Source organism: Rhizobium sp. PAMB 3182 (genome assembly GCF_052908355.1).
Genome location: NZ_CM128607.1, coordinates 1,537,684 through 1,551,652 on the forward strand (window position 1 = coordinate 1,537,684; position 13,969 = coordinate 1,551,652).

Annotated in this window: 12 protein-coding genes and 1 tRNA gene; 4 read left to right on the forward strand and 9 right to left on the reverse strand. The window is 62.1% G+C overall.

Going from position 1 to position 13,969, the window contains the following annotated elements; translation table 11 throughout:
* Positions 1-10 precede the first annotated feature (10 nt).
* From phoU to phoR, 6 genes are all read right to left on the reverse strand, one after another.
* Positions 11-730, reverse strand: a complete 720-nt coding sequence (phoU, locus tag ACU5AZ_RS07660; protein ID WP_446825414.1) for a phosphate signaling complex protein PhoU — start codon at positions 728-730, stop codon at positions 11-13.
* A 47-nt stretch (positions 731-777) separates the two neighbouring features.
* Positions 778-1,581 (reverse strand): phosphate ABC transporter ATP-binding protein PstB, encoded by an 804-nt coding sequence (gene pstB / locus ACU5AZ_RS07665; protein WP_446825415.1) that lies wholly within the window; start codon positions 1,579-1,581, stop codon positions 778-780.
* Entirely contained in the window at positions 1,578-2,420 is an 843-nt protein-coding gene (pstA, locus tag ACU5AZ_RS07670; RefSeq protein ID WP_446825416.1) for a phosphate ABC transporter permease PstA, read from the reverse strand. Before pstA ends, pstB begins: the two co-directional genes overlap by 4 nt.
* 3 nt (positions 2,421-2,423) lie before the next feature.
* Positions 2,424-3,377: a phosphate ABC transporter permease subunit PstC gene (gene pstC, locus ACU5AZ_RS07675; protein ID WP_446825417.1), complete on the reverse strand. Its 954-nt coding sequence runs from the start codon at positions 3,375-3,377 to the stop codon at positions 2,424-2,426.
* A 105-nt stretch (positions 3,378-3,482) separates the two neighbouring features.
* On the reverse strand, positions 3,483-4,541 hold the full coding sequence (gene pstS, locus ACU5AZ_RS07680; protein WP_446825418.1) for a phosphate ABC transporter substrate-binding protein PstS: 1,059 nt from the start codon (positions 4,539-4,541) through the stop codon (positions 3,483-3,485).
* Between the two features lie 289 nt (positions 4,542-4,830).
* On the reverse strand, positions 4,831-6,111 hold the full coding sequence (gene phoR, locus ACU5AZ_RS07685) for a phosphate regulon sensor histidine kinase PhoR (protein ID WP_446825419.1): 1,281 nt from the start codon (positions 6,109-6,111) through the stop codon (positions 4,831-4,833).
* A gap of 184 nt (positions 6,112-6,295) precedes the next feature.
* Between phoR and ppk2 the strand changes: the two genes are divergently transcribed.
* On the forward strand, positions 6,296-7,177 hold the full coding sequence (ppk2, locus tag ACU5AZ_RS07690; RefSeq protein ID WP_446825420.1) for a polyphosphate kinase 2: 882 nt from the start codon (positions 6,296-6,298) through the stop codon (positions 7,175-7,177).
* Between the two features lie 6 nt (positions 7,178-7,183).
* Here ppk2 and ACU5AZ_RS07695 read toward each other — a convergent pair whose 3' ends face one another.
* Positions 7,184-8,380 carry a hypothetical protein gene (locus ACU5AZ_RS07695; protein WP_446825421.1) on the reverse strand — a complete coding sequence of 399 codons (1,197 nt, stop codon included), beginning with the start codon at positions 8,378-8,380 and terminating at the stop codon, positions 7,184-7,186.
* A 247-nt stretch (positions 8,381-8,627) separates the two neighbouring features.
* Here ACU5AZ_RS07695 and ACU5AZ_RS07700 point away from each other — a divergent pair, with 247 nt between their 5' ends.
* The 3 genes from ACU5AZ_RS07700 to ACU5AZ_RS07710 all read left to right on the forward strand — a co-directional run bounded on the left by ACU5AZ_RS07700 (position 8,628) and on the right by ACU5AZ_RS07710 (position 10,986).
* Complete coding sequence (locus ACU5AZ_RS07700; protein WP_446825422.1) at positions 8,628-9,587, forward strand: NAD(P)H-dependent flavin oxidoreductase; 960 nt, start codon at positions 8,628-8,630, stop codon at positions 9,585-9,587.
* A 149-nt stretch (positions 9,588-9,736) separates the two neighbouring features.
* A tRNA-Thr gene (locus ACU5AZ_RS07705) sits at positions 9,737-9,812 on the forward strand.
* A 283-nt stretch (positions 9,813-10,095) separates the two neighbouring features.
* Positions 10,096-10,986 carry a hypothetical protein gene (locus tag ACU5AZ_RS07710; protein ID WP_446825423.1) on the forward strand — a complete coding sequence of 297 codons (891 nt, stop codon included), beginning with the start codon at positions 10,096-10,098 and terminating at the stop codon, positions 10,984-10,986.
* 52 nt (positions 10,987-11,038) lie between these two features.
* Here the strand turns inward: ACU5AZ_RS07710 and ACU5AZ_RS07715 are convergent, their stop codons facing one another.
* Both ACU5AZ_RS07715 and ACU5AZ_RS07720 read right to left on the reverse strand, forming a co-directional pair.
* The gene (locus ACU5AZ_RS07715) at positions 11,039-12,469 is read right to left on the reverse strand and encodes a M20 family metallopeptidase (RefSeq protein WP_446825424.1); all 1,431 of its coding nucleotides are present in this window, start codon (positions 12,467-12,469) and stop codon (positions 11,039-11,041) included.
* A 155-nt stretch (positions 12,470-12,624) separates the two neighbouring features.
* Complete coding sequence (locus ACU5AZ_RS07720; protein WP_446825425.1) at positions 12,625-13,842, reverse strand: vWA domain-containing protein; 1,218 nt, start codon at positions 13,840-13,842, stop codon at positions 12,625-12,627.
* Positions 13,843-13,969: the final 127 nt, after the last annotated feature.

The following is a 13,969-nucleotide window of genomic DNA, read 5'->3' on the forward strand; positions in this document are numbered from 1 at the left end:
TATCGAGCCGTCACTCGGACGTCACGCCCATGGTGGACGTGTTGTCGTCCTTCGGACGCTCGCCTTCCGGCTGGCTGCCGGTCGTCATGTAGTAGATCGTTTCGGCGATGTTCGTCGCGTGATCGCCGATGCGCTCGATGTTCTTGGCGCAGAAGAGAAGATGCGTGCAGGTGGTGATGTTGCGCGGATCTTCCATCATGTAGGTCAAGAGTTCGCGAAACAGCGAGGTGTGGATCGCATCAATCTCCTCGTCGCGGTCGCGGATCGACTTGGCCTTTTCCGCCGAGCGGCTGGTATAGACGTCAAGCACTTCCTTGAGCTGCACCGAGGCAAGCTCGGACAGATGCTCGAGACCGCGGGCGAGCTTGCGCGGAACACCCGTGCCCTGCACGGCGATGACGCGCTTGCCGATGTTCTTCGCCAGGTCGCCGACGCGCTCGAGGTCGGCCGCGATGCGGATCGAACCCATGATTTCGCGCAGGTCGGCCGCAACCGGCTGACGACGGGCGATCGTGACGACGGCGGCGTCGCCGATTTCGCGCTCGCCAACGTCGAGGACGACGTCGTCGGAGATCAGCTTCTGGGCAAGTGCCAGGTCGCCGGTGACCAGCGCCTGCACGGATTCGCTGACCATCTGCTCGGCGAGACCACCCATTTCGGAGATCCGGCGCTGCAGGAACTTCAATTCATCGTCGTAGGCCGACATGAGATGCTGTTGTGTCGAGGGCATTTTGGTGTTCCCTGATATCTTGAGGCAGGCTTCAGCGCGGCTGCGGCTCAGCCGAAGCGACCGGTGACGTAGTCCTGCGTGCGGCTTTCCTTCGGAGACGTGAAGATCTTCGCGGTCTCGTCGAATTCAACCAGCTCGCCGAGATACATGAAGGCGGTCTGGCGCGAGACGCGGGCAGCCTGCTGCATGTTGTGCGTGACGATGACGATGGTGTAGTCGGCGCGCAACTCGTCGATCAGTTCCTCGATCTTGGCGGTCGAGAGCGGGTCGAGAGCGGAGGCCGGTTCGTCGAGCAGGATGATCTCCGGCTTGACGGCAACGGTGCGGGCGATGCAGAGGCGCTGCTGCTGGCCGCCGGACAGGCTGAGGCCGCTGGCATGCAGCTTATCCTTCACCTCGTTCCACAGGGCGGCGCGGGTCAGGGCAGCTTCCACCCGTTCGTCCATCTCGCTCTTGTTGAGATTCTCGTACAGGCGGATGCCGAAGGAGATGTTCTCGTAGATCGACATCGGGAACGGGGTCGGCTTCTGGAACACCATGCCGACCTTGGTGCGCAGCAGGTTCAGGTCCTTCGACTTGTCGAGAATGTTCTCGCCGTCGATCAGCACTTCGCCCTCGGCGCGCTGCTTCGGATAAAGCTCGTAGATCCGGTTCAGGACGCGCAGCAGGGTCGACTTGCCACAGCCCGACGGACCGATGAAGGCCGTGACGCTGCGCTCCGGCAGGGACAGGCTGATGTCCTTCAGGGCCTTGCTGTTGCCATAGTAGAAGTTGAGATTCTTGATCTCGATCTTCGTCTTTTCGGCGGCCTTCTGTGGCGCGACTTTGTCTAGGGAAAGCATCTGGCTCATCTGTCCTCTCTGCGTCCGGTCAGGCTACGGGAAATTACGCTCAAACCCAAGACGGTCATGGTTATGATCAATGCGCCGGTCCAGGCCAATTGCTGCCATTCTTCATAGGGGCTGAGGGCAAACTGGAAGATCGTCACCGGCAGGCTCGCCATCGGAGCATTAAGGTTGGAACTCCAGAACTGGTTGTTGAGCGCGGTAAATAGAAGCGGCGCGGTTTCGCCGGAGATGCGGGCGACGGCGAGCAGGATGCCCGTGACGATGCCCGACGAAGCGGCGCGGTAGGCGACCGAGCGGATGACGATCCAGCGCGGTGCGCCGATCGCCGTACCGGCTTCACGCAGCGCGTTCGGCACGAGGCTCAGCATGTCCTCCGTCGTGCGCAGCACCACCGGGATGACCAGGACGGCGAGCGCGAAGGATCCGGCCAGCGCCGAGAAGTGGCCCATCGGGCGCACCACGATCTCATAGATGAACAGGCCGACGACAATCGAGGGTGCCGACAGCAGGATGTCGTTGATGAAGCGCACGACCATGGTCAGCTTGCTGAAGCGGCCGTACTCGGCCATGTAGGTGCCGGCCAGGATGCCGATCGGCGTGCCGACGAACATCGCGATGATGGTCACGATCAAGCTGCCGACGATGGCGTTCAGAAGACCGCCCTCCTCACCCGGAGGCGGGGTCATTTCGGTGAAGACCTGCAGGTTCAGACCGGCGGCGCCCTTGTAGACCAGCGCGCCGAGAATGAGCGCAAGCCAGATGATGCCGATGCCGGCGGCGACGACGCAGAGCGTCATCATCACGGTATTCTTGATCTTGCGACGGGGATAGATCGAGGACATCGGTCAGGCTCCCTTCTTGCTCTCGATGCGCATCAGCATGTAGCGCGCGATGGCAAGGATGATGAAGGTAATGATGAAGAGGATCAGGCCGAGAGCGATCAGCGAGGACGTGTACATTTCGCCGTCCGCTTCGGTGAATTCGTTGGCGATCGTCGCCGAAATGGTCGTGCCCGGCGCGAAGAGCGAGGCGCTGATGCGGTGGGCGTTGCCGATGACGAAGGTGACGGCCATGGTTTCGCCCAGAGCGCGGCCGAGGCCGAGCATGACGCCGCCCATGATGCCGACGCGGGTGTAGGGAACGACGACGTTCTTCATCACTTCCCAGGTGGTGCAGCCGATGCCGTAGGCGGATTCCTTCAGCACCGAGGGCACCGTGTCGAACACATCCTTGGTGATCGACGAGATGAACGGCAGGACCATGATCGCCAGGATCAGCGAGGAGGTCAGCAGGCCGATGCCGTAGGGCGGGCCGGCGAAAAGGCTCGAGAGGATCGGCACGTCGTGGAAAAGATCGATGACAAAGGGCTGAACCTTCGTCTGGATGAACGGTGCAAAAACGAACAGGCCCCAGATACCGTAGATGATCGACGGAATGCCGGCGAGCAGCTCGATGGCGATGCCGATCGGTCGGCGCAGCGGACGCGGGCAGAGCTCGGTCAGGAAGATGGCGATGCCGATGCCGATCGGCACGGCGATCAGGATGGCGATCGCGGAAGTGACGATCGTGCCGTAGATCGGAGCAGCGGCGCCGAAGTTTTCCTTCACCGGGTTCCAGCTTTCGGTGACAAGGAAGGAGAAGCCGAACTTGGAAAGAGCGTCCCACGATCCGATGAACAGCGAGGCCGCAACACCACCGAGAAGAAGGAGGACAATGACAGCGGATGCGCGGGAAACGGCATGGAAGACCGCATCGGTCAGAGCGAAGCGCCGGACGACCTTTTCGCGGCGACCTGCCATTTGTTGATCTGTGACTGCTGCCATCGACATGCGGCTATTCCCCTTCGCAGGCCTGGAACCGAAAGAAAAAGAGGGGCGAGTTCTCGCCCCTCTTCCATTGAGCAATTACATTGCGGAGTAGAGCGGCTTGCCGTCAGAACCGACGACGTCCTTGGCCCACATTTCCTCAACGCTCTTGACGACGCTTTCCGGCATCGCGACGTAGTCGAGTTCGTCGGCCATCTTGCCGCCGTTCTTGTAGGACCAGTCGAAGAACTTCAGAGCCGAACCGGTCGCAGCAGCGTCTTCCGGCTGCTTGTAGACGAGGATCCAGGTGGCAGCGGTCATCGGCCAGGATTCAGCACCCGGTTGGTTGGCGAGGATGACGCCGTAGCCCGGCTTGGAGTTCCAGTCAGCATTGGCGGCGGCAGCAGCGAAGGCTTCAGCCGTCGGAGCAACCTTCTTGCCGTCCTTGTTGAGCATGTCGGCATAGGTCATCTTGTTCTGCTTGGCGTAAGCATACTCGACGTAGCCGATGGAGCCCGAGGTCTGCGCAACGTTGTTGGCAACGCCTTCGTTACCCTTGGCGCCGATGCCGACCGGCCATTCGACAGCCTTGTCCACGCCAATCTTTTCCTTCCAGTCGGCGGAAACGTCAGCGAGGTAGTAGGTGAAGTTGTAGGTGGTGCCCGAACCGTCCGAACGGTGAACGACGGCGATCGCCTGCGACGGCAGGGTGACGTCCGGGTTCAGCTTCTTGATGGCTTCGTCGTCCCAGGAGGTGATCTTGCCCATGAAGATGTCGGCAAGGGTCGTACCGTCGAGAACCAGATCGCCCGGCTTGAGGCCTTCAACGTTGACGACCGGGACGATACCGCCCATGACCATCGGGAACTGTGCGAGACCGATCTCGTTGAGCTCATCACCGGAAAGCGGAGCGTCGGAAGCACCGAAGGTGACGGTCTTCGCCTTGATCTGCTTGATACCGCCGCCGGAACCGATCGACTGGTAGTTCAGGCCGATGCCGGTTTCCTTCTTGTAGGCGTCAGCCCACTTTGCGTAGATCGGGTAAGGGAAGGTAGCGCCAGCGCCGGAGATGTCGGCAGCCTGGGCGGCGGAGAACATGAAGCCTGCGGAGGCAGCCACTGCCACGGCATAGGCCATTGGACGGAAGAAGTTTTTCATTGAGGTCGCTCCTCTTGGAATTCGATCTTGTAAGCACCGCGAATGGTGCCTGTCGGGGCCGGACAACAGTTGACGGCTTGGCGTTTTCCGTCGCTGCAACCCAAGGAACGCTTCTTCATCCCCCTGGTCTGCGGCGCTGGATTGTTGACCTTTCCGGCGCCCGGCCCGCTTGTCATATCCGCTCCAGCGCCACCCTTTTATGTCAGTTCGGTGAAAGTTTTGTGACAGCTTAAGATATTGAAAATAAACAATATTATTTTCCAAGACAAATCACCTGCCCGTCAACATGTCAAAAACGGACGGTAAACTTGGCGCCTTTGCCGACTTCCGAGGAAACGAGCAGCCTGGCGCGATGGCGCGTGAGGATGTGTTTGACGATTGCCAGACCGAGACCGGTGCCCTTTTTGGACCGGCTGTCCTCAACGCTGACGCGGTAGAAGCGCTCGGTCAGGCGCGGCACATGCTCGGCGGGAATCCCCGGCCCGTAGTCGACGACATTGACCTCGGTCGGCTTGCCGCCTCCCTCGCTCAGGTAGACATCGATCCGCTTGCCTTCCTGGCCATACTTGCAGGCGTTCTCAATCAGGTTCTCGAACACCTGCACGAGTTCGTCCCGATCGCCGATCACCTCGACAGGTTTTTCCGGCAGGTGCAGGACGATGTCGATGCCGAGCTCCTCCGACAGCGGCTTCAGCCCGTCGGTGACCTGGCCGAGCAGCGGCACGAGGTCGACCTTGGCGTCGGGGGCGATATGCGATTTCAGCTCCAACCGCGACAGGGAAAGAAGATCGTCGATCAGCCGGCTCATCCGCGTCGCCTGCTCCAGCATGATGCCGAGAAAGCGCTGCTGCGCCTTGGGATCGTCCTTCGCCGGCCCCTGGATCGTCTCGATGAAGCCGCGCAGCGACGCGAGCGGCGTCCTCAGCTCATGGCTGGCATTGGCGACGAAATCGGAGCGCATGCGATCGAGACGGCGCAACTCGGAGACATCGCGGAAGGAAAGAAGAAAGAGGCCGGGCCTCGCTTCGCCCGGAACAATCAACGGCTTGACGCAGACGATGAAGCTGCGCTCCGACGGCAGGCGCTCGAAATGTTCGGTCTGGTTGACCTTGCCGCTCGTCACCGTGTCGCGCGCCATGTCGAGAATGCCGGGCGAGCGGATGCGGGCGGAAAGATGCGCGCCTTCGGTCAGTTCGCCGAAGGCCTTCAGCGCCGCCTCGTTCTGAAAGACGACCGTCAGATCGCGGTCAAGCAGGAAGAGCGGCATGTCGATTGCCGACAAGGCGGCGCGAACGCCACGGACATCGCCGCCCCAGTTGCGCCGTTCTTCCGCCGAATGGCCCTTGGCCTCATCCAGCCGGCGGCCGGCCGGCATGGCGACAAGCGCGACCGCGGCGGCCAACCACAGGACGAGAACGAGAGGCCAGCCGGGGCTGATCACCGCCAGCAGGACGGCGAAGCAGGAGAGCACCAGCAAAGGCCAGGCGGCCAAGCGCAGGCGCACGGCAAGCACGTTCGCAACGCTCGCGGTCTCTTCTCTGGTCTCTGGTTGGTCCGGTCGCTGCAACATTCCCCACTTCCACTTCATTGTGCGGAAGGCCCTTGTTATCCCTTTTTCATGACAGAAGTTTTTTGTCCGCGCCAGAGCGGGTGCCAAGGGCTATCTGCAAGGCATCTTGAACTCGCCGCAAGGATATGGCCACATGCGGCGATCGATTTTCTCACAACGATCAACACCTTGGAGAGGAACCGCCATGAGCGATGTAATGGAGAGCCGCGCTGTGGAACTGACCGTCAGCGGCAAGAAGCGCATCTTCGACATCGACGATCCCAAGCTGCCCGACTGGGCCGACAAGGACGAAATCGAATCGGGCGACTTTCCCTACAAGGAGAAGATGGACAAGGGCGAATACGAGAAGACACTCGAAGCGCTCCAGGTCGAGCTCGTGAAGATGCAGTTCTGGATGCAGGAGAAGGGCAAGCGCGTGATGGCCGTCTTCGAGGGGCGCGATGCGGCCGGCAAGGGCGGCTCGATCTTCGCCACCCGCGCCTATCTCAATCCCCGCTACGCCCGGGTCGTGGCTTTGCCGAAGCCAAGCGACATCGAACGCGGGCAATGGTACTTCCAGCGCTATGTCGAGCATTTCCCGACGACCGGCGAGTTCGTGATGTTCGACCGCTCCTGGTACAACCGCGCCGGCGTCGAGCCGGTCATGGGCTTCTGCACGCCGGACCAGTACGAGCATTTTCTCAAGCAGGTGCCACGCTTCGAGGAGATGCTGGTCGACGACGGTATCTTCTTCTTCAAGTTCTGGCTGAACATCGGCCAGGAAATGCAGATCAAGCGCTTCCACGACCGCCGCCACGATCCGCTCAAGGTCTGGAAACTGTCACCGATGGACATCGCCGCACTGTCGAAGTGGGACGATTACACCGAAAAGCGCGACCGCATGCTGAAGGAGACCCACACCAAGGATGCGCCATGGACAATCGTCAAGGCGAACGACAAGCGCCGCGCGCGCATCAACCTGATCCGCCACATCCTGCTGTCTCTGGACTATGACGACCGCGACCTGAAGGTGATCGGCGAGATCGACGACAAGATCCTCGGCCAGGGACCGGATTTCCTGAAGTAGCGGCTCTCACCGGCCGGGCAGCAGCCTCACCGCATAGAGATTGATGCCGTTGCCCTTGGCCGCGAGATCCGGATTGATGATCAGCTTGCCCGGTGCGTTCGGCGTCAGCGAGCGGGTGAACTCGATCTGGAACAGCGTGTCGGTCTTTTCCTGCGCCACGGTGAAGCGATGCCGGCCACAGCCGCCGAGCGTCGAAAAATCGCACTGTACGGACACCTGCACGTTGTTCTCTGAGGAGGACTGGAAGGTGAGCGCCACCGTCGAGCGCTTGCCGGCCATGGCTCTCAGGATCGCCGGCGGGATCGTCACCGTCACCGATCCGTCATCGTCGGCGCTGGTCGAGGTCATCTGGATCGCCGGACCGGCGCTGGTTTCCACCGGATCGATGGTGGCGTTCTGCCGGGCATTCAGGACGGAGATGTTCTGCGGTGTGAAGAGTTCGATCCATTCGGACGAGAAACCGGTCTGGATGCCGACCGTCTGCGGCTTGCCGGTTCCGTCGAAATCCTCGTCCGCAACCTGCGGCGTCGGGCTTTGCGGCGCGTCGTCAGCCGTTCCACCGCCGAGAAGACCGGTATCCACAGCCCACCAGAGACCGATGCCGACGAACGCGACGGCGACCGACGACATGAAGATGCGCGAGAAGACGCCACGGCTGCGGCGCGGTTTGGCCGACGGCGTGGCGGGCAGATCGAGCGACGCAGCCAGCGGCGGCCGGCCGCTTGCCATCGGGCGGGCTTCGGCCGCGCCGAGCGCGGAAAGGTCGTTGGCAACCGGGGGCGGGGTTCGCCGGGATGTGCCCGGCGCAGGCGCGTCGAACCAGCCCTTGTCGGCGGCGGGCGGGGCGTCGTGCGATACTTCGGGCTCGGGATAAGCGGGCTTCGGCGGCGCCGGCCGTGCAGGTGCCGGGCGTTCCGGCTGAGGCTCGGGCGCGGCTTGCGGATAGGTCTCTTCCGGCGTCGGCTCCTCAGCCTCTTCCGGCTCGGTCGGCAGCAGCAACTCTTCTTCCTGCTCGATTGCGGCGATCACCCGCTCGAGGCGACCGCGTTGCGCGGCAATCGTGACCGGGTCATCGATGCCCTGCTTTTCCAGGCCGGATTCGAGCGCCCGGCGCGCCGACTGATAAATCTTGGCTCGAACGCGCGGATCGGAGCGGTTCGCCCGCTCCAGCGCATTTCTGATCGCCGCATCCAATCCCGTCACGAAGAAACCCTTGCCTTGCCGAACATAGCATTCCAAGAACCGGTAGACGCAAAGTCCGGCCGTATCAAGTTCTCGATACTGCCGGCCCTTCCTTGTCCCCTTGGAAATACCGGGGGATCGGCAAGGGCGCACGCGCCGGGTCCTCCGCATTCCCGACCGGCCCGGCGGCGAATTGGGCTTTCCCTTCGCGGTCGCCTCTGCTAGAGATTTTGACGTTCGCGTAAACGTCAATTATGTCGGAGGAGACATGGCGCTTCCCAAACTGCTCAGCGAGAACCTGCGCCTGCCGGTCATCGCCTCGCCGCTTTTCATCATTTCCCATCCGGCCCTGACGCTCGCCCAGTGCAAGGCCGGCGTGGTTGGCGCGTTTCCTGCGCTGAATGCCCGGCCCGAATCCCAGCTCGACGAATGGCTGGCCGAAATCACCGAAGGTCTGGCGTCACACAATGCCGCCCATCCGGAGCGCCCGGCTGCACCCTTCGCTGTCAACCAGATCGTCCACACCTCCAACAAGCGCCTCGAGCACGATCTGATGATGTGCGTGAAGTACAAGGTGCCGATCGTCATCTCCTCGCTCGGCGCCGTACCGGAGGTCAACCAGGCCGTCCATTCCTATGGCGGCATCGTGCTGCACGACGTGATCAACAACCGCCATGCCAATTCGGCGATCCGCAAGGGCGCCGACGGGCTGATCGCGGTTGCCGCCGGCGCGGGCGGCCATGCCGGACGCCTTTCGCCCTTCGCCCTCCTCCAGGAAATCCGTGAATGGTTCGACGGGCCGCTGCTGCTTGCCGGCGCGATTGCCAATGGCGGCGCGATCCTCGCGGCACGGGCCGCCGGCGCCGACATGGCCTATATCGGCTCGCCCTTCATCGCCACGCATGAGGCCCGCGCCAGCGACGCCTACAAGCAGATGATCGTCGACAGCAAGGCGGACGACATCGTCTATTCCAACTACTTCACCGGCGTGCACGGCAACTACCTGAAACCCTCGGTTATCGCCGCCGGCATGGACCCGGACCATCTGCCGGAAGGCGACCTGAAGACGATGGATTTCGACAGCGCTGTCACCGGTGCCAAGGCCTGGAAGGATATCTGGGGCTGCGGCCAGGGCATCGGCGCGGTCAAGGACGTCACCTCCGTCGAAGGTCTGGTGGCGCGGCTCGAACGCGAATACCGGGACGCCAGAGCACGACTCTGCGCCTGATGCATCCGGCTGAGAGCGCGCGACCGAAAATTGCGGGCTCTCCACGAATTTTTTAAAGCCGGGCGAAACTCATGACTTGAATTCCGCCCGCTTTGCGGTTATCAGCCCCTCACGCCAGCCGCCGGCCCCGCGCCGCCGGCATTTAAAGGGCCGCTTTAGCTCAGTCGGTAGAGCACATCATTCGTAATGATGGGGTCACGTGTTCGAGTCACGTAAGCGGCACCATTTCACTCCCTTGATGCATCAGCCTTCAGTATCGTGACGCCCGCGCGCCCTGCCGGTGGTCACGGTTGCGAATGCATCGCTCTCCATTGCGGCACTTCATCCGCCCATTTTTGACAAAACGCCATATCCACCTTGCCGGGGACCGCGCGGTGTGCCACCGCGATTAAGCACGATAATAGGTCTTTGGTGACAAAAGAATTTTCTCGTAGCATTGTCAAATTCAAGTTCAGCATATTTCCGGCATTAGCCGAATTCATCAATATAACCTGTCGCGGCGGATAAAGTGACTTGGTCTTTAGGAAGTATCGAGCAGGTCGCTGCCAGCGACGGCTTCGACCAGATTGCAGGCGAGCTGGCGCGCGGTTTCATCAGCGTTCATGACGCGGCGCCGCGTCTGGCTGCGCTTTTCGCGACGCAGCAACGGTGGTTTCTCTCGCATCTGGCGCTCGGTATCTATTTTGCCGGGCTGGCGGAGGGCCGCCATGCGATGAACCGGCGCGATATCGTCAAGGCCGCGCTGCAATACCGCATCGCCAGCCGCAACACCGCCATCAGCTTCTTTCTCGAGACCATACACTATGGCGTCATCCGGCCGGTGGAAGGTGTCAGCCAGCGCATGCTGCAGCCCTACGAGCCTTCGCCGCAGACACTCGATCTGCTCGGCCGCTGGTACATTCTGCACCTTGCAGCGCTCGACAAGGTGGATGGCGGCACGCGCTGCGCCTACTTCATGCGCGACGTCACGGGCAACATCGCGGCGCTGCAGCCGATGCTCGCCCGCCTGCTGCTCGAATGCCCCGAGATCCGCTCTCCCGGCAAGATCTACTCGATCTTCACCTGGATGGACGATGGCGGCCTGGTGATGGACCGGCTGATCGTCGGCAGCGCTGCCGGCCAGACGATGCCGGACGGCATCCGCCTGCTGACGGATGTCACCTCGCTCGGTTACCTCGCACGCGCCTTCGGCCTGTCGCGTTCGCATGTCGGCCGCAAGTTCGCCGCCGCGGAGGCGATCGGCGCCATCGGCTGGAGCGAGCGTCCGGGACGCTCGCCGATCTGGATATCACCGGCATTCCGGCAGGAATACTACCAGGCGCAGGCGACCAAGATGACGGTGCTCGACCAGACGTTCCAAGCGGTCTTTGCCGACTGCCGGGAGCAACCGGCCGCCTGAAGTTCATTTCCTCCCCGGCCTCCCGCCTTTCGTTCCCGTTTGTTCCGCACCGCTATTCCGCCGCCATCGGCCGAGGCTGGAGCGGCGGCATGACATCGTCCGGGATCGGGCAGACATAGGGCGTTTCGGCCAGCGTCTCGCGATGCTCCCTCTTCGCTCGGGCAAGCAAGGTCTCGTCGGCAATCAGCATCTGCGCCGTCTGCGCCATGATCTTGGCCGCATGCACCATGCCCTTGTGAGCGGCGGGCGCCTTGCCCTGCGCGGTGATCTGCCAGCTGTGGCCAGGCGTGCCGATCGCATGGGTGGCCACCCAGCACTGGACCGTCGGGACCGTCCACGTCACGTCGGCAACGTCGGTGGAGCCCAGCATCTTCTCGCCGCCATTGCGCAGCGGCACGACGTAATCGCAAAGTGGCTCGTCCTTGACCGGCTTCATGCCGACACTCGCGTAGCTGGCGCGGATATCCTCCTCCGACAGCGTCGCCTGAATGCGGCGGGCATAGTCACGATCAGCCTCATCGAAGGGAACACCGCCGAGCTGGTCGAGCACGCTCTGCATGGTCGCCTCCATCGTCGCATTCGGCAGCATGTTGGAAACGGCGGACATGATGGAGATGTCGACCTCGGTCTCCGTCATCATCGCCGCGCCGCGGGCAACCTTCTTCACCCGCTCGGTCAGCGCCAGCATGCCGGAAAGCGTCAGCGATCGGATCGAGTAGCGAACCTTGGCACGGGCCTGGACGACGTTCGGCGCCGTGCCGCCGACATCGAGATAGGCATAGTGGATGCGACTGTCGGAGGGGATGTGCTCGCGCAGATAATTGACGCCAACGGACATGATCTCGGCGGCATCGAGCGCGGATCGCCCGAGATGCGGCGTGGCGGCGGCGTGGCTTGCCCGGCCGGTGAAGACGAAATCCATGCGGGTGTTGGCGAGGCTGTCCTCGGTGTCGACGCGCGTCATCGTTGCCGGATGCCAGGTGACGGCAGCATCGACGTCGTCGAAGGCGCCGTCGCGGACCATGAAGGCCTTCGCGGCACCGCCCTCTTCCGCCGGGCAGCCGTAATAGCGCACGCGGCCGGGCGTACCCGTTTCCGCCAGCCAATCCTTCAGCGCGCAGGCCGCGAGCAGCGAGGCGGAGCCGAGCAGGTTGTGGCCGCAGCCATGGCCGTTGCCGCCGGCTTCGACCGGGCGCGGCTCGGCGATGTTGGCTTCCTGGCTCAGCCCCGGAAGGGCGTCGTATTCCCCAAGGATGGCGATCACCGGCCCGCCCTCGCCCGCCTCACCCATGACGGCGGTCGGGATGCCCGCGACATCCTCCGTGACGCGAAACCCCTTCCGGCGCAGCATTGCGGTGTGCTCGGCACAGGAGCGATATTCGGCGTAGAGCGTTTCCGGCATGCCCCAGACCCGATCCGAGAGACCGACCAGGTCCTCGCGATGGTTTTCGACCTTGTCCCAGATGATTTCGGAATTGCGCATGCTGCCGGCTCCAAAGCGTTCAATCGCGATGACTTTGCCCCGCCATCGGCAGCGTTTCAACGGAAAAGCGGGCCATCGATAGCAATGGCCCGCTTTTTGAAGACAGTGCGTTCGTCAGGCAACCGGATCCGGCGGCAGGGGGCTGCCGGACCGTCTCACTGCGTCAGGCGCGACACCTTGGCCGTCGCCTGGGCGCCGATGCTGTTGAAGGCGGCGATCAGGTCACTGGCGTCACTGGCGTCGAAATAATGGGCGGCGTCGGTCGCACAGTAGCTCAGCAATGCCTTGCCGGCGGTCGGCGCCATGAAGGCGACGGTGTAAATGATGATACCGTCTTCCTTGGCCTTGTCACACCATTTCTTCGTTGCCGTGTCGGCACTGGAATAGTTGTTCTCGCCGTCCGTCATGAAGACCATGTACTTGGTCGGCACGCCGCCGTTCTTCTTTTTGTGCGCCGTATCCTCCGAGCCGGCACTGAGATTGTTTCGTGCCGTCTTGACCGCGTCGCTCGAATCCGTGCCACCATCCGCCACCAGCGCGCTGACATAGGCAACGGTCGCAGTCGTGCCCCAATCGAGGCTGAGTGCCGTATCCATGCTGCTGTTGTAGGAGACCGCACCGGTGCGGACATATTGACTGTCGGGGTCTGCCGTCGTCAGCTGCGTCATGAGATTGCCAACGGCAAGTTTCAGCGCATCGATCTTCGGAAGATAGCCGGTAACGGTCTTCGTGCAGGTTTTGCTGTAGTAGTCGCGCGTCCACTTCCAGCCGTTCCAGTACCAGCTGCCCCAGTAGCTACAATCATAGCTGACCACATAGGTGCCGTATTGACTTGATGACGACGCCATGGAGCCGGAGCGGTCAAGAACCAGATACATGCTGAGAGGCGACTTGGTGGATTCCGTCGAGGTCTCCGCTACCGAGTTGACCGCGACCGGTCGACTGTCGATGCCGAGGAGTCCCGTCATCGCGGTCATCTTGACGTCGAAGTCAACCGTGACCTGGACCTTGTAGGTGCCAGTTCCATCCGCGTTCGTCGCCTTGGTCGGAACGATATCGATATCGTCCTCGTCCAGGACCCCGCCCAGATCGTCGTCGAGTGCCAGCTGGGAATTGACAAAGTTGAGCGCGAGGACCTTGGCCTGCTCTTCGGTCATGCCGTTGTCGGCCATCGCTTTGGAGGCGACCAGGGCGGCCGAGTCGGCTGCGGCCTGAAGCTGCGAACGTGTATTGAGCAAACGGCTCATGTCGATAGCGACGCCGACGAAGGCGATCAGGACCGGCAAGGAAAACGCCGTCAGGATGGCGAAGTTGCCGTCCCGGGATCTGAAAAACCGCTTGGCTAAATGTGATGAGGTAAGGTTTGTCATCATAACAATACCGTTTATCGGGCCTAAACATGTGTGCTTTGAGCTGATTAGAACGGCTTTATGTTTTGATGGGCTTAAGGGATTAGGGAAAATTTTCGTTAAATTTTCTCGGAGCGCGGAAAAGCGGCCT

Coding starts and splice junctions, on each gene's coding strand:
- phoU (WP_446825414.1), bottom strand. CDS start 730: ATGCCCTCGACACAACAGCATCTCATGTCGGCCTACGACGATGAATTG.
- pstB (WP_446825415.1), bottom strand. CDS start 1,581: ATGAGCCAGATGCTTTCCCTAGACAAAGTCGCGCCACAGAAGGCCGCC.
- pstA (WP_446825416.1), bottom strand. CDS start 2,420: ATGTCCTCGATCTATCCCCGTCGCAAGATCAAGAATACCGTGATGATG.
- pstC (WP_446825417.1), bottom strand. CDS start 3,377: ATGGCAGGTCGCCGCGAAAAGGTCGTCCGGCGCTTCGCTCTGACCGAT.
- pstS (WP_446825418.1), bottom strand. CDS start 4,541: ATGAAAAACTTCTTCCGTCCAATGGCCTATGCCGTGGCAGTGGCTGCC.
- phoR (WP_446825419.1), bottom strand. CDS start 6,111: ATGTTGCAGCGACCGGACCAACCAGAGACCAGAGAAGAGACCGCGAGC.
- ppk2 (WP_446825420.1), top strand. CDS start 6,296: ATGAGCGATGTAATGGAGAGCCGCGCTGTGGAACTGACCGTCAGCGGC.
- ACU5AZ_RS07700 (WP_446825422.1), top strand. CDS start 8,628: ATGGCGCTTCCCAAACTGCTCAGCGAGAACCTGCGCCTGCCGGTCATC.
- ACU5AZ_RS07715 (WP_446825424.1), bottom strand. CDS start 12,469: ATGCGCAATTCCGAAATCATCTGGGACAAGGTCGAAAACCATCGCGAG.
- ACU5AZ_RS07720 (WP_446825425.1), bottom strand. CDS start 13,842: ATGATGACAAACCTTACCTCATCACATTTAGCCAAGCGGTTTTTCAGA.